The following is a 22,352-nucleotide window of genomic DNA, read 5'->3' as shown; positions in this document are numbered from 1 at the left end:
ATAGATATGCTACATTGTTATGATCAACGCTATGATGAATGGCGATACCCCTGATTGTTCAACCGAATTCTTATCCCATGCAAGCACGAAACCTGAACCTGACTTCCAAGCGACGCAAATTGCTGCTGGCTGCCGCCGCGGCGCCGGCACTTTTCCTGATCAGCGGCTGCGTGGGCGTGCGCCCCGCAACTCCTCCAGTCGCCGCCGGCAACAAGAAGGCGAACAAGGCGCTAGACGCCGCATTCAATAAACTGGCCGCACTGGAAAAAGCCTCCGGCGGCCGTCTTGGCGTGGCGGCGATGGATGCAGGCCAGAATGGCTTCCCGCTGGATATGCTGCTGGGCTACCGCTATGACGAGCGTTTTCCGATGTGCAGCACCTTCAAGCTGCTGGCCGCTGCTGCGATCTTGCGGCGTAGCGAACAGGATGTCCGCCTGCTGCAGCAACGCATTGCATATGTGCAGGCCGATCTGGTGGCGTATTCGCCCATTACTGAAAAGCATATTGCCGGCGGCATGACTATCGCCGAGCTGTGTGCAGCCACCCTGCAATACAGCGACAATACCGCGGCCAATCTCTTGCTGAAAACCCTGGGCGGTCCGGCGGCCATCACCGAATTTTCTCGCAGCCTGGGCGACAGGGAAACCAGGCTGGACCGCTGGGAGACCGAGCTCAATACCGCCATCCCCGGTGATCCGCGCGATACCACCACGCCAGTAGCGATGATGTTCAATATGCAGAAACTGATACTGGGCGAAGCGCTGAGCCCGTCGCAGCGCGAGCAATTGCAAGTCTGGCTCAAGGGGAATACCACGGGCGGCACCAGGATACGCGCCGGCGTGCCCGCCAACTGGCAGGTCGGCGACAAGACCGGCTCAGGCGCCTATGGCGCTACCAATGACATTGCCGTGCTATGGCCACCCACTAGGCCGCCAATCCTGCTCACCATCTACTATGTGCAGGACCAGCAAGACGCCGAAAACCGCAGCGAAGTGCTGGCGGCGGCAACCAGGATCGTTGTCGAAGCCTTTGCCTGACGATGCATCCTTATATCGCGTTCGCCTGTGCAGTGGTTTTATGCATCCTCATTCACACGGCGGCAATCGTCATTACTGCTCGCTTAAACAAAGTGGTGATACGCGAAGTCTCCTTCGGTGCGGGGCCCAGCTTGTTTCGACGGTCCAGGCTGCAGATAAAAATACTGCCCATCGCATCCTCTGTCAGATTCAAGGATACGCGAACTGAATTGCTGGAAGAGGGCGAAACTGAAGGTGCTCTGGACCGGCAGAAACTAAGCGTTCAGTGGCTGATCACCTTATCCGGTTGCCTAGCATTGCTGATTCTTGCTTTTGCAATGCTTGGCCCTGATGCCGCGGATGTTTTTATCCACGCATTCAGCGTCCTGGCAATGGCGACGCTATCTCCTTTTTCTACCGCACAGACATTACTGCATAGTGCCGCCGATTTTATTTTACATGCGCCGTTTTTTAACATGTTGAGCATCGGTGCGGCGATCCTCGCTGCCATCAACCTGCTGCCCTTGCTGGGTACAAACGGGTCCGCCGCTATCCTGCTGTTATTGCGTGGTTTGGGAATCAACAAAGAGCCTTCGCAGGATGTGCTGAAAATCTGGGGCGGCCTGAGCCTGTGTGTAGGCTTGTCCTGGCTTGCTGCGCTAATCACATTTAGCATCAGTTAATTTCGACTTAATGCAGTGCTCGTCGGAACGGCTGCTTGCCCAGAAGTCTGCCCATGAATTGCAAAATCAACGGAGAAAAATATCAATGAAAAATAATCAGCGCAGTATCTTCTCTTGGGTAAAGCTGCCTTTGCTGGCCGCAACGCTGGTGCTGGGAGCGCAGGTTGCGAGTGCAAAAGACCTGCCTTGCACGCCGCAGAACCAGATCGCGTTGGCTGACATCACATCGCGCATTATTGTCGTTGGTGAGCTGCATGGAACCAATGAGATACCGGCGTTCTTTAGTGGCTTGGCATGTAGCCTTCTACGGGAAGGTAAGCCCTTGATTGTGGGATTGGAGGTGTCTACAAGCCTTCAGGAAAATCTTAATGCATACATGGATTCGGATGGTGGCGAGGCCGCGCGCAAGCGTTTGGCAGAAAGCAGATTTGGAAAACTGGAGGATAGCAAAGGCAGTCTGGCGATGCTGAAGGTGCTGGAATCTCTGCGCAATCTGCGTCAGGCCGGTGCGACTGTTGCGGTAACTGGGTTTGGCTTGAGTTATGAGGCGATGTTGGCGCCGCTGTCCAAAGAGGAACGCATGTGGCCCGGGGAGTTCGAACTGGGATCTGCGCGTAATATCGAGACCCGCGCACGCGTCTACAAAAAACATACGCTACTGATATTGACAGGTCTATTGCATGCGGGCCGTATAAAAGGTTTGCCGTGGGACCCGGAGCATGAGCCTATGGGATACATACTGCAGCAGCGGTTGCCGTTTTATTCCATTGCATTTGCTTTTCCGCCTGGAGGCAGTTTTTGGGGATGCAAGCGAGCACCCGGAAGTGGTGATGTTCCTCAATTGACGGATAAGCTGGTCTGTGGCGCTTACGAAACTTTAGGCCAGGGAAAAATAGATGACGGAGACACCAATAAATGGATAATGCTTGACAGGATAACTGCCTCTCCACCGATGGGGCTCTAGTCGGCGGGTTGGCATGAAACGACGTTTCCCTGTGCTCATAGATCAGAAATAAGATCATCAAAAAAATCAACGGAGAATGCATGCCGATAAAAAACAAGCCAAGCAGTGTCTCTTTCTGGCTAAGCCAGCCTCTGCTGACGGCAATGCTGGCGCTGGGAATGCAGGCTGCCAGTGCGAAAAACTTACCCTGCACGCCGCAGAACCAGATTGCCTTGTCCGACATTACCTCGCGCATCATTGTTGTGGGCGAGCTCCATGGAACCAATGAAATACCGGCCTATGTCGCCGGCCTCGCATGTAGCATCCTGCGCGAGGGTAAGTCTCTGATACTGGCTCTGGAAACGCCAGCCAGCAATCAACTGGCGTTGAACGAATATATGGATTCCGACGGTGGCGAGGCTGCTAGCGAAAAACTGAAAGCGAGCAAGTTTGGCGAAAAAGAGGACGGCAGGAGCAGCCATGCAATGCTGGGCCTGGTTGAATCCATGCGCCTGCTACGCCGGGCAGGTGCAACCGTGGCGGTGGCAGGAATAGATCTGAGCGAAACTGCGATTCCAGATGCTCTGTTTAAAGATGAGCCTATCTGGATAGGGGAGCGGAACACGGTGATGGCACACAATATAGAAAGCCGTGCCCGCGTGTACAAGGACTATACAGTCCTCGCTTTGATTGGGAAAGTGCATACCGGCAGGCTAAAAGGTACATCCTGGAATCCCAACTATGAACCCATGGGATGTTTTCTGGAGCAGCGTCTGCCTTACTATTACATCACATTCACTTATCCTGCAGGAGGATTCGAATGGTCATGCCGTGGCAACAAGGTGAATGCCAAGCTTGAGATGGTGTGCGGCAGACATGAATCTCAGGGGCAAGCCAAGGAGAATAATGGAGATCAAACTGCCTGGGTAGCATTACCGGGAATTACCGCCTCTGCGCCTATGCGCCAGTAAAGAGATAGAGTCGCCCTGAGTTTCCTGAGCTCTTTGCCGATGGGTGTGATCACTGGATGCGGATATTGGCGCGGGCTTCGCCTCAATGTGCCCCACCAATGCTGCTCAGAAATATGCCAAAAAATAAATCTTGATATTTATCTTTTTGCATCTAATCTGATTGGCGATGCCGTGATCACAATGGCAACAAGCTCGTTTAATTGACCTCTCAGAGAATTTTCATTATGACTATCCAACGCTGGCAGACCGATGTCTGTTCATCTCCCGGTTTGCCACATGTATGCCATTTGCTCGCTCAGAAGCTGATCCATCTAGAAGGAGTGAGCCATGGCTGACGACAATAAAACGGCGCTGATAGAGCTGCTCAAGTATCCGGTGACGGTGTTTTCGATATTGATTGCACTGCTGATTGCTCACCAGTTTTTGGGACTCAACTTTGGCAATGTGACCGAGCTTTCTGCATCTGGCATCAAATTTACGCAGGATGCAAAAGGGGAAATCACCTCGCTTGCTTCGCAACTGAATAGTGCGACAGCCGCCATACAGGATCTGCAAAAACGCCTGCCTGCCGGCGACGCACCCACCCCGCAGGCGAAAGCGCAAATCTTTGAAGCGAGCCAGACCGTTTCCAACCAGACCGCCCAAATTGCCAAGCTGACCAACGACGCACCGGGAGATACGCAAAAGACGCATGGCTACATGTGGATAGGGGACTATAAAAATGGATGGAGCAGGATAAAACTCTCCGCAGTCGACAGCAATGAACCGGTCAGCGTCTCGCCGGACAAGCTTTCCGCCGGAAATGAATTCAAGGTGCTGGGCAATATGGTCGTGCGGGATGGCTTGCCATCCAATGATGCAGACTACTATACGGCAAAGAAAAGCCTGGGGATTGTTCCAGTCGGCTCCAAGATTCGTTTTCTCGGGCAGCCGAAGGGCATAGACAGGGAATTTGCTGTGCAGTATTGGGTGGAGATAGTCGTGCTGTGATTTGCTTTGGCGAGTGTGATGTGCAGCGGTGTATCAGTAATGCTGATAGCAGATGATTCAACGGCTATTGAATCAATCCCTATCTTTGACAACGATCTCATGGGCGAAAGCTGGTGAGGGATTGCCACGAATTCGGTGCATTACGCGTTGCTAACGCACCCTACCTATTGGGTGATGGTGCTGTGATCCACCGGCGCATGCCTGATTCTTACAGCGCCGCTCTACCCACCGCCGGGTCATCGGTAAAGAAACCATCTACGCCTGCCTCCACGTAGCGGCGTATCTCCGCAATGGAACCGGCGACATTGCGTGCATTCTCGTCCTTACCATCCTTGAAGTCTCCCGCGATGAAACGGTTCTCCGGGCGGAAGGTCCAGGTGTGCACCAGCAGGCCGGCGCGGTGGGCGTCTGCCACCAGTGCTGTGGGGGCATCCAGCTTGCCGTCGGCTTTCAGCGGTATCACTGCGCGCAGCGGCGGGGCGACCACGTCGGCATATTGCGCAATGTCGCGCAGGCCCTGGGCGCTGGTCATTTCTGCAAACGTTAGCTTGCCGCCAGCAGCGACCACGTCAACAGGACGGTATTGGCCTTCGGCAGTGAGCTGCATCAGGCGGATATGCTCGCGCTTGCCCAGCTTGCTGCGCAGGTATTTCAGGTTGGCGGTTTCAAAGGACTGGATTTCCAGCGGCGCACGGCGCGTGTATTCGTGCTCTGCGATGGTTTGCAGGAAGCGGTCTTCCAGCGGCAGCTTCACGCTACTGAAATAGGTGGAGTGCTTCAGTTCGGGCACCAGGCCGATCAGGCGGCCGCTGGTAGCCGATTCTGCAGCCACAAAATCGATGATCTCTTCCCAGGTAGGAATCTGGAACATGCCGTCGTAACGGGTATTGTCCGGCCTGACCTTGGGCAGGCGTTCTATTGCCCGCAGGCTTTTCAGTTCTGCCAGTGTGAAGTCATCGACAAACCAGCCGGTGTGCGTCTGGCCGTCGATGGTCTTGGTCACGCGGCGGGAAGCAAACTCGCTGCGCTTGGCGACGTCGGTGGTTTCCGTCAGGTTGGCTTCATGCCTTGCCACGAGGATGCCGTCTTTGGTGCTGACCAGATCGGGTTCGATATAGTCGGCGCCGTCAACGATGGCTTTGGCGTAAGAGGCCAGTGTATGCTCAGGACGCAAGGCGCAGGCGCCGCGATGGCCGAAGACTTCTACCTTGCCCGCCAGCTGAGGCGTCGCCGCGTGGGCGGACGAGATCAGCCGGGTTTGCGCAAAGCAGAGGGCAACACTGCCGGTCATCGCTGTTTTTAATACGCGTCTGCGTTTGATGTCCATCTGAGTGTCCTGCCCCATAATTTAATCACACAAAAGATGACGAGAATTGTGTCGAATACTGCGTCAAAAATACTCGCAAGGGGACACCCCCTTGCTCCGTTTTTTTCCTTGTCTCGCCCCAATTTCGTCACTTTTATTTGTGACGAAATTATGGGGCAGGACACTCGCCCATCTCTTTTTAGAAGTCAGCGCCGAATGTCAGGAAGGCCTGGCGCGGTGCGATAGGAAAGGTATTGTACGTGCCGGATGCTGCGCCGACAACAACGACCGAGGCACCTGTTTCCTGGTTCAGGTTGCTGATGTTCAGGCGTACGCGGGCGTTCTTCACGAAACTATTGGATGGCGTCGGGATTTTGGCGCTCAGCGCCAAGCTCATCATGAAGTAGCTCTTGACGGACAGGTCGTTGGTGTAGGTCGCATAGCGCTTGCCGACATAGTCGCCAATCAACTGGGCTTCGTAATCGCCGTAAGTGGCCGTGGCAACGAACTTGTCCATCCATTCCGGGCTGCCAGGCACTTTCTTGCCTGCGGTTTGTACCGTAGCCGCGCCATTGCTGTAGTTGTCGCCGTAAATCGAGCGGTTATACGATATGGCGTTGTAGAAAGAGAAGTTCTTGCCAAAATGCAGGGTCGCCGCAAAATCCACGCCATCGGTACGCACATCGCCGACGTTGGCCAGGATAGGATTGCCGCCGATGATGGAAGAGATCACCGGGGTAGGGCTGATCTGCAGCAGGCGGTTGCTGAAATCCACATGGTACAGGTTGACCTGGCCGTCGATGGCGTTCAGCGGACCCAGATCCAGGTTGCGCTTGCCGCGCAGACCGATTTCATAGGTAACCGCTGTTTCAGGCTGCGCCGTGTTCTTGAACAGGTCAAACGCTGCCTGGCTTGCCAAGCTCCACGGAGAAGCACCGCCGCCGCCATAGGTGACAAACTGGCGCATATTCTTTTGCACGTTCACAAACAACTGGTCACGCGGCGACAGGTCCCACAGCAAGCCCAGTTGTGGCAGGAACCATTTCTTTGTGATGATCTCGCCCACCGGCAATGCCTTAGAGCCGCCGGCAATGGCGCCCAGCGCAGGCTGCACAGGGAACTCGCCATTGGCAAACTGCAGGCTGGATTTGAAACCGGCCTGTACCGAGATGTCCGGACGGACCTTCCATTCATCCTGCAGATGCAACTGAACGACATTGTTTTCTATCGTGCTGCCGTATTGTGTGATCAGCGGATTGACAGGCCTGTCGTAAGGCGAGCTTGGGTTGTTCACGTCCAACGCATACCAGCGGCGGAAGGCCGAGGATTTGTTATGTTCCCACCAGCCGCCGAATTCGATCTGGTGATTGCCGATTTCGGTATTGAAAGTGGAAATCAGGCCGCCGCGGTTGATCGCATATTCAGTGGTACGGGTCGCATAGCCGGAGCTGCCGAAGATCTGCTTCAGATTCTGGTTAGGGAAATAGATGCCGAACAATGCAGGCAAGCCCGCTGCGCCGATAGGGCCGGCCACCACGCCGACGCCATCGTCATTGTGGAAATAGAACTGGTTGGACCACTTGCTGTTCTCGCCGATATTGGCTTCATATTTGGCATAAGCGAGGTAATCCGTGCGCTGCGCATCGCTGTAGTAGTTGCGGTAGTTGGAGCCGTCTGCTGCTGGGGTTGCACCGGTAGCTGACAGGTATTTCACGGCGGACGCAAAATCAGGATACAGGAAAGGGCGTGTGTATGGAGCGCTGGTTTCGCCAGCGACATGCACGGTGCTGTCTTCGTTTGGTTCTATCTTGTCGTTGTAGTTGAAGTACAAAGTCAGCTTGCCGGAAGGCTTGCTGTTGACAAACTTGGTGTTGAACTGATTGCCGCCCTGGCGGCCTTCAAAATCCCAGGCGCGCGCTTCCAGGTGCATCGCCGAGATGTACATGGAGTTACCGTCGCCGAACAGGCCAGTATCATAGCGGGCAAAGGTGCGCGAAGCGCGGAAGCTGCCCAGCGTTTGTTCCACATGGGTGCCACTAGTGGCCAATGGATCGCTGGAAAAGGTTTCTATCGTACCACCCAGGTTGCTGGTCGATGCGGTGGACAGGTCACCGGCGCCGGAAGACAGGATCACATTGCGCACATTCTCACTGATGACGGCACGCTGAGGCGACAGCCCGTTGTAGTTTCCGTATTGCTGGTCGCCCAGCGGTACGCCGTCCATGGTATAGCCGAGCTGCTGGCCGCTGAAGCCGTGTACGAACAGCGACAGGTTTTGTTCATTATTGCCCCATGGGTCGGCCGTCTGGAAGCTGACGCCAGGCAGTGTCTGCAATGCCTTAACCGGATTGATACCGGGCAGGATTTTTTGCATTTCGTTGCCGCGCAAAGAAACGGCGGAGCGCGTGGTTTGCGTGGATATCTCCACGGTGGCGACGGAAGCGTCCGCTGTATCGGCGGCACCGGACTTAGCGGCGGAAGAGGCGCCCGCTTCTGCATTGGCTTCAACCACATTTGATTTGACTTGTGCATAGGCTCCTTGCGACAGGATCATGCAAAGGGCTGAGGCGGCCAGCAGTTCGGCAGGCGACACGCCACGCAGCTTGATTGAATTCTTCTTTTTCATCAGTACACCCGTTGTAAGTTGGAATGAATTGCGACGGGCGGAGGTTACTGATTGTTTATGACGACAAAATGACTACAAAACACTTATCAAAAACGAGTGTGGTATTTAGAACTCATTTCATCAATAGGCGGGAGTGCGAACGAGTCCATTTGGGATGCAGTGCGAGGCGTGTCGCGACGCAAAGACTGGCCGTCTTTGCTAGCGGACTCGGCGTCCCCGCACAACGCTGCAATGCGCCCAAATGGGCCGTTCCCGGAGGGTTTGCCTTAAAAGAGGCGCTGGCTGCGTTGCGCTCGTTGTCAATAGCCCCGCTATTGACGCCTCGCACGCCTTGCCAGCGCCTCTTTTAAGGCAAACGCATCTCCCGCCTATTGATGAAATGAGTTCTAATAATCTAGCTATTTATTTTTTTGACGATGAGCGTGAATGATGATAATTGCGCACGTGTAGTTAAAGTAAATACATCTGTCCTCCTATAGGTAAATACTCGTATGGGCGCATCGTTGGCACATAAAAAATGGCCTGCCGTCGCCGGTCAGGCCATTACTATGCAAGCGTTTAAAAACTTCAGACCAGATTGATCTCAACGTTGATATTGTTGCGCGTGAGCTTGGAGTAAGGGCAGGTCTGGTGCGCGGTATCGACCAGTGCACGGGCCACTTCACGGTCTATGCCCGGCAGGCTAACGTTCAAACGGGCTTGCAGGAAGTAAGCTCCTTCTGCATTCACCAGATCCACCTCGGCATCTACTGCCAGGTCAGCCGGAAGCGCGACCTTCATTGTGCCTGCTGCAATGCCTATCGCGCCGATGAAGCATGCAGACCAGCCTGCGGCGAACAATTGCTCCGGATTGGTGCCTGCGCCGGAAGTGCCTGGAGATGATAGTTTGATGTCCAGACGGCCATCCGTGCTGCGGGATGTGCCATCGCGGCCGCCGGTGGTGTGGGTTTTACCTGTGTACAGTACTTTTTGAGCTTGTGTCATGATGTTCTCCTGGATGTTGGTCGAGGCGGTAGTGCTTCGATGAACAGCATTAGACCTCTCGCATGTATCGGCGCTGTGTCTGCACATTACCCAGGGAAGGAGTATTGTATCTGCACGGGGGGCAGATACATTGAAATACAAGCGGGGATGCAAAGTTCACCTGTGCCGAGGATAAATACATGCTGCGCCGACAATTTATTGCTTTTTGAGCCGGCGCGCATGCTTACGCAAAGCTTAAAACCAAAGGCGTAACGTCGCCTTACCCAAGGAGCTTCACATGATCATTAAAAATTCCGTCATCCTTATTACAGGCGCTAATCGCGGCCTGGGACTGGCACTGGCCCAAGCTGCGCTGAAGGCTGGAGCGGGCAAGGTCTACGCGGCGGCGCGCGACCCTGCCACAGTTGATGTAGCAGGTGTGCACCCGCTCAAGCTGGACGTGACCAAGGGAGCGGATATTGTCGCTGCTCTGCAGTCTTGCCCTGACGTTAACATTGTCATCAATAACGCCGGCATCGACACCAGCACCGCGCTGATGAGCGACGATGCTGCAGCGTCCCTGCGCAGTGAAATGGAGGTGAATGTGTTTGGGCTGTTGGCGCTGAGCCGGGCTTTTGCTCCCACGCTGGCCAAAAACGGCGGCGGTGCGATCGTGAATATCTTGTCCGCACTGAGCTGGGTGAACATGGCCAAGCATGCGACCTACAGCGTCACAAAGGCCGCGGCGTGGTCGGTAACAAACGGCCTGCGCGGTGAGCTGGCGGGACAAAAGACGCAGGTCGTCGGCGTACATGTCGGCTATATGGAAACCGGCATGACAGAAGGCATTGATGCCCCCAAAGCGTCTCCTGTCGATGTAGCCGATACCGTTTTTGCAGCTGTCGAAGCCGGCAAGGATGAAGTACTGGCAGATGGCACTGCTCAACACGTGAAGGCAGGCCTTGGCGCAGACCGCGGCATCTATCTGGGTGAGCCAAGAGCCTGAGGCTGTGCCATCAGCAGGTGCAGACGGACTGTTGCCGGAGGCAGCGCTGTTTGCACCTGACTGGAGCGCCTTTCACCCCAGCTTATGAAATGAGTTCTAGCTTAAGGGCTCGAATTGTTTCAGGCTGCTTTTGAGGCCTTCTGCGGTATAGGGCTTGCGCAGCAGGACGGATCCTTCAAATGGTGGCGGCAGAGGTCTTCCGGTCGCGAAAACAATACCGACAGCCGGCACGATGTCGCGGGCCTGCCTTGCCAGCACATCTCCACTCATGCCGACCAGCTCAACATCGGTAATCAGCACGTCAATATTACCCTTGTGCAGATGCTCGATTGCGGACGTAGCATTTTCCACTTCCTCCACACGGTGCCCAAGCGCGCGCAGCAGGTCTGCGGTGTTGCTGCGGATATGGTCGTCATTTTCAGCCAGCAAGATACTTAGTCTTGCCTCCGGCGGCACCGATACGATGCCGTGTGTATCGGTCGCTACCAGTCTGATCTGGTCACGCTGTTTTTGATTGGCAATGACATGCCGGATTTTTTTTGCCAGGTCTTCGCGGGTATATGGCTTGCTGAGCAATTCCACTCCCGCATCCAGCCTGCCTCCATGCACGATCGCGTTTTGCGTATATCCCGACGTAAACAATACCGCCAGGCCCGGAATGAGTGCGCGTGCCTGTCTTACCAGATCAGGGCTGCGCAACTGGCCCGGCATGACCACATCGGTAAATAACAGATCGATTTTGACGCCGCTCTCAATCACCGTCATTGCGCTGGCAGCGTCCCCCGCCTTGAGGACGTGGTAGCCGAGGCCCGAGAGCGTTTCCACGACCGAGGCGCACAGCTGTTCGTCGTCCTCTGCGACCAGGATGGTCTCCGTGCCGCCGACAACCTCCTGCGGCGCAGGGGACGAGAGTTCCGTCTGCGCCTCTAGGGAGCGCGGCAAGTACAGTTTAATGGTGGTTCCATCTCCCGGTTCGCTATAGATATTGACATGCCCACCGGATTGCTTGACGAAGCCATACACCATGGACAAACCAAGGCCGGTGCCTTTGCCCTCCGGTTTCGTCGAAAAAAACGGTTCAAATACCTGGGTCAGAATTTCTTCAGGCATACCGGTTCCGGTGTCGGTCACGGCCAGCATCACATACTCTCCCGCCTGCACGTCGGAATTAAGCGCTGCATAGTGTTCATCAAAGACGACATTTTCCATTTCTATCGTCAAACTACCCACGCCATCCATCGCGTCGCGCGCATTGACTGCCAGGTTAAGCAGAGCGTTTTCAAGTTGGGCCACATCCACCAGCGTGTTCCACAGATTTTTTGCGACGATGGTCTTGACATCGATTTCCTCGCCAAGGCTGCGTTGCAGCATGTCTTCCATCGCATCGACAAAATTTCCGATATTGACGACCTTGGGGTCGAGTGCCTGCCTGCGGCCAAAGGCCAGCAGGTAGCTGGCCAGTTTGGCGCCGCGCTTTACCCCTTCCAGCGCATTGGCAATGCGCCGCTTTGCCCGCTCAGGATGGTTGATCTCCAATGACAGCAGCTGCAGATTGCCCGAAATAATCTGTAGCAAATTGTTGAAATCATGGGCAACGCCGCCAGTCAGCTTGCCTATGGTTTCCATTTTTTGAGAATGCTGCAGAGCCTGCTCGGTGCGCTTCAATGCGGCCTGGGCTTGCTGTTTCTCGGTAATGTCACGGGTGATCTTGGCGTAGCCGACCAGGATGCCGGTAGCATCGTAAATGGGGTCGATGACAACGTGCGCCTGGAAAACGGTGCCGTCCTTTCTTACCCGCCAGCCTTCCTGCTCAAACTTTCCCTCGGTCGCGGCGGTCTTCAGTGCACGCTGAGGCAATCCGCTCTCCCTGTCTTCCTCGGTATAGAAGCGGGAAAAGTGGCTGCCCACGATCTCATCCTGCGTATACCCCTTGATCCTTTGCGCTCCGGGATTCCAGTTGCTGACGTTGCCTTCGGTATCCAGCATATAGATCGCATAATCGGTGACGCCCTGTACCAGCAACCGGAACTGCTGCTCGCTTTGGCGCAGGGCTTCTTCTGCGGCTTTGCGTTCTGTGATGTCGCGGGTGATCTTGGCAAAACCGAGGAGTTTTCCGCCTTCCAGGATGGGGTCGATGATCACGCTGGCCCAAAAGCGCGTTCCGTCTTTCCGTACGCGCCAGCCCTCGGTCTCAAAGCGTCCTTGGGCCGCTGCGGTTGATAGCGCACGCGCCGGCGCGCCGGCTGCCTGATCTTCGGGAGTATAGAAGGTAGAGAAATTTTTGCCGATGATTTCTTCGGCGGTGTAGCCCTTGGAACGGTGGGCGCCGGGATTCCAGCTGATCACCTTGCCATTTATGTCGAGCATATAGATCGCATAATCGCTAATCGACGCGACCAGGATCTGAAAACGCTGTAGCTCGTTGATTGTTTCAAGATCTGACTTGTCTTGATTCGGCATTGTTATTCCAATTCTCTAAGCTAAGCGCTGCAATCCAGGTCGCTTTGATTCGCCGCTGATTACTACCGGCTATATCTACACTCCGGAAATTGTACAGCAAGCAGCGTGCCGAGAAACGGAACCTTGCGCAAAACGCTTGCTGCACTGCAAGGGCAACTCACATCTTGATCTGGGACTGTTCTCAAGTTGCCAGAGAACATAACAGGACCACATCAGACATTCACCCTTCCGCACTCAAATCCTTGGGCGACGTTGCCATGACTGGCTTTGCCACAGCGCCGGGCCGTTCGGATTTTACTTAAGGCGCGTTATTGCCCTGAACTTGCGGGAGTAGCCTCCGCCGACGATGCTGGTGCACCTGTCGGACCTGGGGCGCCAGGTGCACCAGCAGGGCCGGAAGGACCAGGCGCTCCGGCAGGACCCGGTACCGGCACAGGAACGGGAACTTGCTGGACAGGTGGCGTCACGACGATAGGGGGAGGGGTTGGTGCAGGGCGCTCGCAAGCGGCAAGGGCCAGACCGGCGGAAATGATCAAAATCAGGGGCGTATGTTTCATCAGGATTCTCCTTAAATGTTTTTGGGATTTTTTGCGCAGTTCTTGACGCGGTTCTTAATTCTTATGCAGAGACTACTTTGACGGATAGCGGGATCGCGTTCTGTGCGCTGACTCACTTAAGTCAGCCCGCTGCGCGGCAAACGTGCTCAGCATGAATATTCCGTGCGACGGATGCCTGCAAATTTTCCCTCTCCTGCTGCATGCTGGCGCCGAGTTGTTCCAGGTCAAGAGAGGAGCTGCGCACCAGAGGGAAAAGAGTGTGTTCCTCTTCGTTGATATGATGCTGCATCTGTTCACTCAATACCTTCACCTTGGCGTCAAATAGAGGATCGTTAGCATGAAGTTTTCCTATTTGTGTGATCAAATCCCTGGCTGCAGCATGCTCTATCTGGGCCTCGTTGAGCTTGTCGTCCAGACCGGTTGCCGTGCGTGCTGCGGGATAAAACAACTTTTCTTCCATCTCCATATGCGCCAGCAAGGCCGCGCATACCTGGTTCGCAATCCCGTATTTTTCTGTAGATCTATTACTGTTCCTGAGTTTTTCGTATTTTTTGAAGAGTGCTTCGGCTTCACGGTGATCCGCTTCCAGGGTGGCGATGGCATTCGTGCTGAGTACGGTGGGCATGGTTTTCTCCAATGGCGGTGGCTGATTCTGTAGCCTATGTGGAGCATCATAAATGAGCGGCGATTGCGGCCATATCGGAACCGGTCAAGCGGGGATGTAGGATGCTGCCCCTCTGTTATTGCCGGAGGGAACATACGACACAGGGAGCTAAGTGATCAATTTCGTGATCAGGGTTTTCCGAAGTAGGCGCGCTTCGCGCAAGGCGTCTTCAATAAACATCAGCTCTGAAGGGCAGGGATGTTCAATCTCTGCTGTATGCAAATCATCGAATCGCTTTTCGAAGACGATTCCGCGAAACTCCTTGCTCAGTGTCCTGACTGCGCCGATTCTAAAAGAAATTTTTTCACCGGCAATAACTTCGTCGTCCATGATGTACTCCTAAATGTGCTTCCGTACGCTTCTATGTATGTGCTCCTTTTCTCCGTGATACCAGCTTAGCGGATGCCGGCTAAAAATAAACTCGGATGCAGCCCCCTATGTGTAAGAGATTGCCTCATCAGGGTGTCCGCCAACTTCCTTCCCTTCGTAATTAACTATTGAGTGCCCACTTTGTCAAAAAGCCGAAATCTTGTCCGCGTGCATGGACTTTCTCGAGCTCACTTTATTGACGCGGCATAGGCATTTCTTCCTATGTTTGCGCTCCATTTTCAAAATTTCACCGACGGATTTGTAGCCCTTTGTATCTGGCCTCAGAGGCGCGCTACAAAACCCCTTATCTGGAAAACATGACGACACAGCACCGATACGCGCACGCGGTCTAATGCTGTTCATCGAAGCAACGATGCCTCGAAATCAATCAAGGAAGGGCGGGCAAGCTAGCCGTCTATGGATTGAACCAACTCACTTACATTTTGGAGAATAAAAATGAATGCAAACAAATTGATCATCGCAGCTGCTCTGGCTATCGCAAGTGCCGCAACTTTCGCACAAGACGCCAATAGTGCCGATGTCAATGGCGCAAGTGCTAAAACCCGTGCGCAGGTGATTGAAGAATTGCGCGAAGCGCGCGCTCAAGGCCTGTTGTCTGTGCCTGACTATGCATACCCGCTGGTGCAAAATACCGGCTCCCCTTTGACCAGGGCAGAAGTAGTGGCAGAGCTGGACGGCGCAAGGAAGGCCGGAACGCTGGATGTTTCCTATGACTATCCTCGTACTGTCGTTGATCCTGTTGCCCAGCACAAGTCGCGTGCAGAAGTAAAGCGTGAAATCGCAGTCGCCCGCGCCGATGGATCTCTGTTCGTGTCCGACTATGATTACCCGCACCTGACACGCTAAGCCCGCCTCAGAAGTTAAAAAAGCGGGGCATCTGCTTGATGCTCCGCTTTTTCTTCGCCTTGTAACCGGAAATTTATTCCGATACTTGCAGCGAGGCCGGCAGGGTGAAACGAGCCTCCAGGCCGCCGGCAGGACGATTATGCAATTCCAGCGTACCGCCTATGGCTTGCGCCAACTGGCGGGCGATGGCAAGGCCCAGGCCGGTGCCACCGCTATTGCGGTTGCGCGAAGCTTCCAACCGGTAAAACGGCTGGAATACGGCTTCCAGTTTTTCTGCGGGTATGCCCGGCCCCTGGTCCAGTACAGACAGGATGACGGAGCCGTCTGCAGCGGTGCTGACGACAAGATCGGCATTGCCGCCATATTTCAGCGCATTGTCGATCAGGTTGGTCAGGATACGGCGCAGGGCCACCGGACGCAGCATCAGGGGCTTGCCTATGCTGCCGCTGATGGTGACGGCGGCGTCTGCATCAATATAGTCGTAGATCAGGCTATTCAGCAGGGCATCCGGGTCCAGCCGCAGCGGTTGCTCGGCGGCGCCATGCAAGGTGCGGGCATAGGTCACGCCTTCACGCACCAGGGCTTCCATTTCTTGCAGGTTGCGCATCAGCGTGCCGCGATGCTCATCGTCGTCCATCAGGTCGGCACGCAAGCGCATGCGGGTGATCGGCGTTTGCAGGTCATGCGAGATGGCCGCCAGTATCTGCATACGCTCGGTCATATAGATGGCGATGCGGTCCTGCATGGCATTGAAGGCGCTTGCCGCGCGTGCGACTTCGGTGGGGCCGTCTTCCGCCAGGCGGCTGGGGCTGAGATCAGGGCCTAGTGCATCGGCTGCTGTCGCCAGTTCTTCCAGCGGCCGTGTTGCCAGCCGCACGCAGAGCCAGGAAAATGCAGTCAGCAACGCCAGTTGCAGCAGCAGCAGCGGAACCAGCCACGGTGACAGCGGCATGATCCTGGGGCGCAGGTCTATCGTCAGCGGCTCGCCGTCGCTCAGTTTCAAGTGTACCTGCAGGTGCTCGGTCAATCCGGGTACCGCATTCGCGCTGAGCTGGTAGCGGGTGCCTATCGATTGTTCTATGGAGGTAGCCAGCAGTTTGGACAGGCGTTCGTCTGGCGCTGCACCAGTTGCTCCGGGCCCCAGTACAAAGCCGTAGCTGCGACGTTCCAGGCGCGGCAGCCACAGCGCGCGTTCACTGGCGGGTAGCCGGTCCAGCAGCGCCACTGAGCTGGACACATCCTGTTCCATGAAGCCCAGCATCAGCGAGGTGGTGGCTTTGTCGCGCTCGACGATGATGACGGTGAAAGACAGCGCATAGGCCAGCGCCAGGCCGGTAAACAGGATCAGTGTCAGCCGCGCAAACAGCGTACGTGGCAACCATGAGCTTGGCAGCCGTCTTGGCTGCGCAGATGACAGTTGCGGGGCTAGCGTATCGGCCGCGCTCATCCGCCGGACTCGCGGTTTTCTACTGCGGAGGAAAAGATGTATCCCTCGCTGCGCAGGGTCTTGATGTAGCGCGGCTCGCGCGCATCATCAAGCAGGCGTTGGCGCAGGCGGCTGACCAGCAGATCGATGGAGCGGTCGAACTGGTCGGCATCGCGCCCTTGCGTCAGGTTCAGCAATTGGTCGCGGGTCAGCACGCGTTGCGGGTGATCCAGGAACACCCGCAGCAGCCGGTACTCCGCGCCGCTCAGCGCCACCATGGTGCCATTGGCGTCCAGCAGGTGGCGTGCGGTGGTATCTAGCCGCCAGTCGCCGAAGTGCAGCATCTCCACCACTTCGGTGGGCTGCAGGTTGGGCGGCAAGGCGCGCGCGCGCCGCAGTACCGAGCGTATGCGTGCCAACAGCTCGCGCGAGGAAAAGGGCTTGGAGACATAATCGTCCGCACCCATTTCCAGGCCGATGATGCGCTCGGTTTCTTCGTTCAGCGCGGTCAGCATCAATATCGGCGTGGCGCGCCATTTGCCCCCGCGCAGCTCACGGCACAGCACCAGGCCGTCTTCGCCGGGCAGCATCAGATCCAGCACGATCAGGTCAACCGGGCCTTCTTCCAGCACCGCGCGCATCTGGCGGCCATTGGCGGCGGTGGATGCTTGGATGCCGTTCTTGCGCAGATAGCTGGCCAGCAGTTCGCGGATTTCGCGGTCATCGTCCACGATCAGGATGTGGTCTGCTTTTTCTGTTGCTTGTGTCATGTTGTCGTCTCTTTTTGAGCCTTACTTTGAGTCTTACTTTAAACCTCAGGCAGGGAAATATTGTTTGCCGCCAAGTTTACCCGAAGGCCAGTTTCAAATCCAATGCGGCCCTCTACGTTGTAAAACCGCCAATGACTTGGCTCACGCGTCTTCCACCACCGACAAGCTCGCGCCATCTCCCAGGCCGGCTTCCAGCGCATATGGGTCCACGCCATGCAGGCAGCCGATGTTGACGCGCCAGTTCTGTGGATTCAAACGTGTCTGGTGGAAAGGGTAGATGCCGCAGTGCTTGCAGAAATAATGCCTGGCGACACGGGTATTGAACTGGTACAGCGTCAGCGCATCTTCACCCTTGGTGATGCGCAGTTCCTGCGCAGGGAAGGGCGGCGACATCAAGGCGCCCTTGCGCCTGCAAAGGCTGCAATTGCAGCGTGACGCAGGCAGCAATGGGGTGCGGACTTCAAATTGGACTGCGCCGCAGTGACAGGATCCTTGTAAAAGTTCTATCGACATAATGAGCTTTCTGGTGGGAAAGGCTACTTTATAGCGGAAGTTGGTAGGGGATTTGTGTCCCAGTGTATCTGGCGCCGGGCTGGATACAAGACATTGCACTGAAGGCCATTCTGCGACACATGCCGGATACGTAAGTCCGGTTAAATGCAGCCATGTCAACTCACAACGTCAACTGAAGGAGTACATCATGCATAACCTGATCGAAGCACCCCTGGCCCTTGCGGCCGGCATACTCACCATTATGTCACCTTGCGTGCTGCCGATGTTGCCGATTTTGCTCGGCACCTCGGCAGGGCGCCCGGCTGGCGCCCGCCCTGTTTTTGTACTGGCAGGCTTTGTTGCCGCTTTTTGCGCGCTGGGCATGCTGCTGGCCTTTGCGTCCAACTTTGCCACCTTTACCCACGAGGCGCTGCGTACCGTTGCCATCGTCGCCTTGCTGCTGTCCGGCCTGATGCGCATATGGCCGCGTCCTTACGATTTGCTGATTGCCAAGATAGGCAATCCTTTCGAACGCTTCAGCAAGCCAGGTTCTGAGGCAGCGCCAAGCAATGCCGGCGGCTTCTTCCTGGGCATCTCGCTGGGCGCAGTCTGGACTCCGTGCGCCGGCCCAGTGCTGGCTTCTATCCTGGCCCTGGTAGCACAGGCTCAGGATGTAGGCTGGGCGGCTTCCCTGCTGGTGCTATATGCGGTCGGCGCTGCGGTTCCCATGCTGGCGGTTGCCTACGGCGGCCAGCTGGTCACAGGCCGCCTGCGCTACCTGTCGATTAACGGCCACCGCATCCAGCAGTTGTTCGGCGTGCTAGTAGTGCTGACCGCAGTGGCCATTTATTTCCAATATGACGTGTTGTTTTCCTCCTGGCTTTTAAGCTCCCACTCCCTGAAAGGACTGTAAGATGAACTCCCTGAAAAAGAAATTACTGATCGCCGGTTTTGCCGCTACTGCATTTACCGCCGCTGCCTATGTCGCCAACGCAGCCCAGACCGTACCTGCTGCTGCCGCAACCGGTGCAAACTACACGGCATCCACCCCGGCCCTGAAGGACTTCGGTCCTGCACCTGAATTCGCCGGCATAGAAAACTGGATCAACAGCGCACCGCTGAAGCAATCCGAGTTGCGCGGTAAGGTGGTGCTGGTGGACTTCTGGACCTATACCTGTATCAATTGCGTGAACACCTTGCCGTACGTGAAGCAATGGAATGCCAAGTACAAGGACCAGGGGCTGGCGGTGATCGGCGTGCATACGCCTGAATATCCGTTCGAGCGTTCCAAGTCGAATGTCGTAGATGCCACCAAGCGTTTCGACATCACGTATCCGGTGGCGCAGGATAACCGCTATGCAACCTGGGGTGCTTACCACAACCAATACTGGCCCGCCTTCTATCTGATCGACAAGAAAGGCCGCATTGTGTATCAGCACTTCGGCGAAGGAGACTATGCGGAAACAGAAAACGTCATCCGTACGTTGCTGGCGCAACCGGGCTAAAAAATGGATGTCAAAAACCGGTAACCAGGCTTGGCTGATAAGGCCGTTGATGGTTACCGGTTTGGCAGCAACTAGCGGTTGCCGCACATCTTGGCTTTATATGTGGGAAGATTTTCTGTCAGGCCAACTTCAGTACGGTAGATCTCTACTTTCGCGGGATCTTCCAGTTTGTAGATATCGCAGGAACTTCCAATGAACTGGGCCTGCGTGCCATATTTTTGCGGTAGTCCGTCGAACATTTTCAGACGGTCGTACATCATCGCATACAGCTTGCCGGGAAACTTGCCTGCCTTGAATTCGGCTTCGATATTCGTGAACGCCAGATCCATCAACGGCCTGTCGTCCATCGCATGCTGGGCGATGAAGAAAGCGCCGAGGCTGGCATCCATGCCAACCTTCGCAGTCGTAGGCCAGCCGATTTCCTCGATGATTTCATTGAGTCGCTTGCGGTTATAGCGATCAGTCTCACCCATTGCTTCTCTCATCTTTGGGTCATCCATATTGAAATTGATCCTGACAGCCTGATCTTGTTTTCCCATTGCGATCAGTTCGTCCCGTATCGTGGCAAAAGAGTCTGCGGCATGGAGAGGTCCGTAGCTTATCAAGAGCAATGCCATGAGGAGAAGGTTCGCCAACTTATTTTTTATGGAGTTGAGCTTGTAAAAAAATGTGTGCGGCATACTTATTTTCCTATTTTAGAAAAGACGGATGTGGTGGAGTCACTACGCCGATATCAGGGCATCGCACATACTTTTTCCTTATAAGTCGCCAGATCCATTTTGATCCCGACTTCCCTGCGGTAGATGTCTACTTTCTCCGGATTTTCCAGTTCTACCACGAAGCAGCCTGTATGGTCGGTTTGTATTTGAGTACCGTATTTTTGCGGCTTCCCGTCCATCGTTTTCAGACGGTCGTACATCATCGCGTACAGATTTCCTGGGAAGATGCCGGCTTTGTATTCTGCTTCGATATTCTTGAAGGCAAACTCCATCAACGGACGATCATAGTAGGCGTGCTGGGAAATATAAAAAGCGCCACGGCTGGCATGCTTGCCAACCTTGTCCACGGTAGGCCATCCTATTTCCTTGATGATTGCGTTCAGCCTTTTAGTGTTGTGCGCATCAATGGCGTCCATTTCCTTTCTGACCTCAGGATCGTCAGTGCTGAGAAATCTGATTTTCTGCTCTTTATCGAACATCTCTATCAGCTCTGCACTGATTGCTGCATAGGGTTCAACGGCAAAAACAGGTATCGGGACGAAGCATGCCAATGCCGCCAGCAGGGCGAGCGTTTTTTTCATGAATGCGAGTGTGCTACCGGTCTGTTGCATGAGAGGGGGCTCCATGTTCGCTAATTCGATCAATAAGGCATCTGGCCAATTGGTTGAAATTGCTATAAATACAATGTCATTATGGCATGATTTATTTGAAATGTGCCATATCGCTTTTCTAAGCTGGGTCGCAGCTTCGTGGCGCTGCCTGACGAGCTTGGCGCATAATGCGTTTCAAGAATTCATTTTTTGCGGTATCTCTTTTTTATGAACAAACCATCCAGCGATAAGCCGCCCACCTGCACCAGTTGCCGCCACTACTTCATTACCTATGACGCCAACTTCCGCTACGGCTGCCGCGCCTTCAACTTCAAGAGCGCGCGCCAGCCGATATTGGATGTGATCGATGCATCCGGCCAGCAATGCCAGCATTTCCAGTTGAAAGAGAAAAAACTGAAGTAGCTGCTTTCTACGTAGAATAGGGGCAAAAATTAATGCCCGCCATGCTCACCGCGATGTCTGTTGTGTAATAATTGCCGCTCATTAATTTTCATCGTCAGGTTTCATGAACATCCATCTTTCCATCATGCCGCTGGTTGCCTTGATTGCCGGCGTCCTCATACTGGTCATGCCCAAGCTGCTGCACTACATCATCGCCTTCTACCTGATCGCGGTGGGTGTGATCGGCTTGTTTGGGCTGGGGCGGTTTTTACATTAGTCCTGGCTCGTGAAACGGGGTTTTAGCCTTATCCGCTGCTTTTTCTTGCCTGACCTATACTGAGTAGATCTATCCTGCGCGAAAAATCCTCAGCTTCTTTCAGCCAGATGTAGGAAACGGCTGACAGTAGCAGTCGTTGTCCGCTTGTAGTGTTTCCCAGGGACGCCTGTTATAGTCGGTTGCACTGAATTTCGCCTGCATATCAGACATGAAGGCAGGATCGGCATAGATAAGGGAGATCGTGTCATGAACGCTACACAAACATTGGACAAAGCCGGAGCGGCAAAGAAGAGGGCAAAAAAGGCTGCTGCGGCAGTTTTGCCTGCCTTTGCGCTGCCATTAAGCGAGGAAGACGTCCTTGCGATGGACGATTCGGAATACATGAATGACGCGCAACTGGCGTTTTTCAAATCGCGGTTGCAGCAGATGGAGCAGGAGCTGATCCGTAATGCCAGCGAAACCACCGAACATCTGCGCGAGACCGAAATGATTGCCGACCCGGCTGACCGCGCGTCGATGGAAGAAGAACACTCGCTGGAATTGCGCACCCGCGACCGCGAACGCAAGCTGCTGAGAAAAGTGCAGCAGCGTATAGCCAGCATAGACGAAGGCGACTACGGCTGGTGCGAAGAAACCGGCGAAGCCATAGGCATACGCCGCCTGCTGGCAAGGCCGACTGCGACGCTATCTATAGAAGCGCAGCAGAGGCATGAGCTGAAGCAGAAGCTGACCGGTCACTAAAAGAGTCTG

The 22,352-nt window shown here is 55.0% G+C and carries 24 protein-coding genes; 12 read left to right on the top strand and 12 right to left on the bottom strand.

The window, feature by feature from the left end:
• Window positions 1-92: 92 nt before the first annotated feature.
• The 5 genes from bla to IEW12_RS04550 all read left to right on the top strand — a co-directional run bounded on the left by bla (window position 93) and on the right by IEW12_RS04550 (window position 4,603).
• The gene (bla, locus tag IEW12_RS04570) at window positions 93-1,037 is read left to right on the top strand and encodes a class A beta-lactamase (RefSeq protein ID WP_188565652.1); all 945 of its coding nucleotides are present in this window, start codon (window positions 93-95) and stop codon (window positions 1,035-1,037) included.
• A 2-nt stretch (window positions 1,038-1,039) separates the two neighbouring features.
• Window positions 1,040-1,699 (top strand): site-2 protease family protein, encoded by a 660-nt coding sequence (locus IEW12_RS04565; RefSeq protein WP_188564771.1) that lies wholly within the window; start codon window positions 1,040-1,042, stop codon window positions 1,697-1,699.
• 85 nt (window positions 1,700-1,784) lie between these two features.
• Window positions 1,785-2,663: a hypothetical protein gene (locus IEW12_RS04560; protein WP_188564770.1), complete on the top strand. Its 879-nt coding sequence runs from the start codon at window positions 1,785-1,787 to the stop codon at window positions 2,661-2,663.
• A gap of 80 nt (window positions 2,664-2,743) precedes the next feature.
• Window positions 2,744-3,613: a hypothetical protein gene (locus tag IEW12_RS04555; RefSeq protein WP_188564769.1), complete on the top strand. Its 870-nt coding sequence runs from the start codon at window positions 2,744-2,746 to the stop codon at window positions 3,611-3,613.
• A 327-nt stretch (window positions 3,614-3,940) separates the two neighbouring features.
• Window positions 3,941-4,603, top strand: coding sequence for a hypothetical protein (locus tag IEW12_RS04550; RefSeq protein ID WP_188564768.1), 663 nt, complete (start codon window positions 3,941-3,943; stop codon window positions 4,601-4,603).
• 208 nt (window positions 4,604-4,811) lie between these two features.
• On the opposite strand, the gene IEW12_RS04545 is transcribed toward IEW12_RS04550, so the two are convergent.
• The 3 genes from IEW12_RS04545 to IEW12_RS04535 all read right to left on the bottom strand — a co-directional run bounded on the left by IEW12_RS04545 (window position 4,812) and on the right by IEW12_RS04535 (window position 9,519).
• On the bottom strand, window positions 4,812-5,930 hold the full coding sequence (locus IEW12_RS04545) for a glycerophosphodiester phosphodiesterase (protein WP_229750913.1): 1,119 nt from the start codon (window positions 5,928-5,930) through the stop codon (window positions 4,812-4,814).
• 178 nt (window positions 5,931-6,108) lie between these two features.
• On the bottom strand, window positions 6,109-8,535 hold the full coding sequence (locus IEW12_RS04540) for a TonB-dependent receptor (protein ID WP_229750912.1): 2,427 nt from the start codon (window positions 8,533-8,535) through the stop codon (window positions 6,109-6,111).
• Between the two features lie 567 nt (window positions 8,536-9,102).
• Complete coding sequence (locus IEW12_RS04535; RefSeq protein ID WP_188564767.1) at window positions 9,103-9,519, bottom strand: organic hydroperoxide resistance protein; 417 nt, start codon at window positions 9,517-9,519, stop codon at window positions 9,103-9,105.
• A 277-nt stretch (window positions 9,520-9,796) separates the two neighbouring features.
• Here IEW12_RS04535 and IEW12_RS04530 point away from each other — a divergent pair, with 277 nt between their 5' ends.
• The gene (locus tag IEW12_RS04530; protein WP_188564766.1) at window positions 9,797-10,504 is read left to right on the top strand and encodes an SDR family oxidoreductase; all 708 of its coding nucleotides are present in this window, start codon (window positions 9,797-9,799) and stop codon (window positions 10,502-10,504) included.
• Between the two features lie 96 nt (window positions 10,505-10,600).
• On the opposite strand, the gene IEW12_RS04525 is transcribed toward IEW12_RS04530, so the two are convergent.
• From IEW12_RS04525 to IEW12_RS04510, 4 genes are all read right to left on the bottom strand, one after another.
• Window positions 10,601-12,964: a hybrid sensor histidine kinase/response regulator gene (locus IEW12_RS04525; protein WP_188564765.1), complete on the bottom strand. Its 2,364-nt coding sequence runs from the start codon at window positions 12,962-12,964 to the stop codon at window positions 10,601-10,603.
• Window positions 12,965-13,272: 308 nt separating this feature from the next.
• Entirely contained in the window at window positions 13,273-13,521 is a 249-nt protein-coding gene (locus tag IEW12_RS04520) for a hypothetical protein (RefSeq protein WP_188564764.1), read from the bottom strand.
• A gap of 121 nt (window positions 13,522-13,642) precedes the next feature.
• On the bottom strand, window positions 13,643-14,146 hold the full coding sequence (locus tag IEW12_RS04515) for a hemerythrin domain-containing protein (RefSeq protein ID WP_188564763.1): 504 nt from the start codon (window positions 14,144-14,146) through the stop codon (window positions 13,643-13,645).
• A gap of 147 nt (window positions 14,147-14,293) precedes the next feature.
• Window positions 14,294-14,515 carry a hypothetical protein gene (locus IEW12_RS04510; protein ID WP_188564762.1) on the bottom strand — a complete coding sequence of 74 codons (222 nt, stop codon included), beginning with the start codon at window positions 14,513-14,515 and terminating at the stop codon, window positions 14,294-14,296.
• A 495-nt stretch (window positions 14,516-15,010) separates the two neighbouring features.
• Between IEW12_RS04510 and IEW12_RS04505 the strand changes: the two genes are divergently transcribed.
• Entirely contained in the window at window positions 15,011-15,421 is a 411-nt protein-coding gene (locus tag IEW12_RS04505; RefSeq protein ID WP_188564761.1) for a DUF4148 domain-containing protein, read from the top strand.
• 73 nt (window positions 15,422-15,494) lie between these two features.
• Here the strand turns inward: IEW12_RS04505 and IEW12_RS04500 are convergent, their stop codons facing one another.
• The 3 genes from IEW12_RS04500 to IEW12_RS04490 all read right to left on the bottom strand — a co-directional run bounded on the left by IEW12_RS04500 (window position 15,495) and on the right by IEW12_RS04490 (window position 18,130).
• A complete protein-coding gene (locus tag IEW12_RS04500) occupies window positions 15,495-16,868 on the bottom strand; it encodes an ATP-binding protein (RefSeq protein ID WP_188564760.1) in 1,374 nt (457 codons plus the stop codon).
• Window positions 16,865-17,617: a response regulator gene (locus tag IEW12_RS04495; protein WP_188564759.1), complete on the bottom strand. Its 753-nt coding sequence runs from the start codon at window positions 17,615-17,617 to the stop codon at window positions 16,865-16,867. Before IEW12_RS04495 ends, IEW12_RS04500 begins: the two co-directional genes overlap by 4 nt.
• Window positions 17,618-17,758: 141 nt before the next feature.
• Window positions 17,759-18,130: a GFA family protein gene (locus IEW12_RS04490; protein WP_188564758.1), complete on the bottom strand. Its 372-nt coding sequence runs from the start codon at window positions 18,128-18,130 to the stop codon at window positions 17,759-17,761.
• Between the two features lie 187 nt (window positions 18,131-18,317).
• Here IEW12_RS04490 and IEW12_RS04485 point away from each other — a divergent pair, with 187 nt between their 5' ends.
• Window positions 18,318-19,022, top strand: coding sequence for a cytochrome c biogenesis CcdA family protein (locus IEW12_RS04485; RefSeq protein WP_188564757.1), 705 nt, complete (start codon window positions 18,318-18,320; stop codon window positions 19,020-19,022).
• 1 nt (window position 19,023) lies between these two features.
• Window positions 19,024-19,614, top strand: coding sequence for a thioredoxin family protein (locus tag IEW12_RS04480; RefSeq protein ID WP_188564756.1), 591 nt, complete (start codon window positions 19,024-19,026; stop codon window positions 19,612-19,614).
• 71 nt (window positions 19,615-19,685) lie between these two features.
• Here the strand turns inward: IEW12_RS04480 and IEW12_RS04475 are convergent, their stop codons facing one another.
• Entirely contained in the window at window positions 19,686-20,231 is a 546-nt protein-coding gene (locus IEW12_RS04475; RefSeq protein ID WP_188564755.1) for a DUF6624 domain-containing protein, read from the bottom strand.
• A 116-nt stretch (window positions 20,232-20,347) separates the two neighbouring features.
• Complete coding sequence (locus tag IEW12_RS04470; RefSeq protein ID WP_188564754.1) at window positions 20,348-20,914, bottom strand: DUF6624 domain-containing protein; 567 nt, start codon at window positions 20,912-20,914, stop codon at window positions 20,348-20,350.
• A 237-nt stretch (window positions 20,915-21,151) separates the two neighbouring features.
• Here IEW12_RS04470 and IEW12_RS04465 point away from each other — a divergent pair, with 237 nt between their 5' ends.
• From IEW12_RS04465 to dksA, 3 genes are all read left to right on the top strand, one after another.
• A complete protein-coding gene (locus IEW12_RS04465) occupies window positions 21,152-21,346 on the top strand; it encodes a hypothetical protein (protein ID WP_188564753.1) in 195 nt (64 codons plus the stop codon).
• 103 nt (window positions 21,347-21,449) lie between these two features.
• On the top strand, window positions 21,450-21,602 hold the full coding sequence (locus IEW12_RS04460) for a DUF3096 domain-containing protein (protein ID WP_188564752.1): 153 nt from the start codon (window positions 21,450-21,452) through the stop codon (window positions 21,600-21,602).
• Between the two features lie 246 nt (window positions 21,603-21,848).
• Window positions 21,849-22,343, top strand: a complete 495-nt coding sequence (gene dksA, locus IEW12_RS04455) for an RNA polymerase-binding protein DksA (RefSeq protein WP_188564751.1) — start codon at window positions 21,849-21,851, stop codon at window positions 22,341-22,343.
• Window positions 22,344-22,352 lie beyond the last annotated feature (9 nt).

This window comes from Parundibacterium terreum, assembly GCF_014636315.1.
GTDB lineage: Bacteria > Pseudomonadota > Gammaproteobacteria > Burkholderiales > Burkholderiaceae_D > Undibacterium > Undibacterium terreum.
The sequence above is the reverse complement of the archived record's forward strand: the minus strand, read 5'-3'. Positions and strand labels throughout refer to the sequence as shown.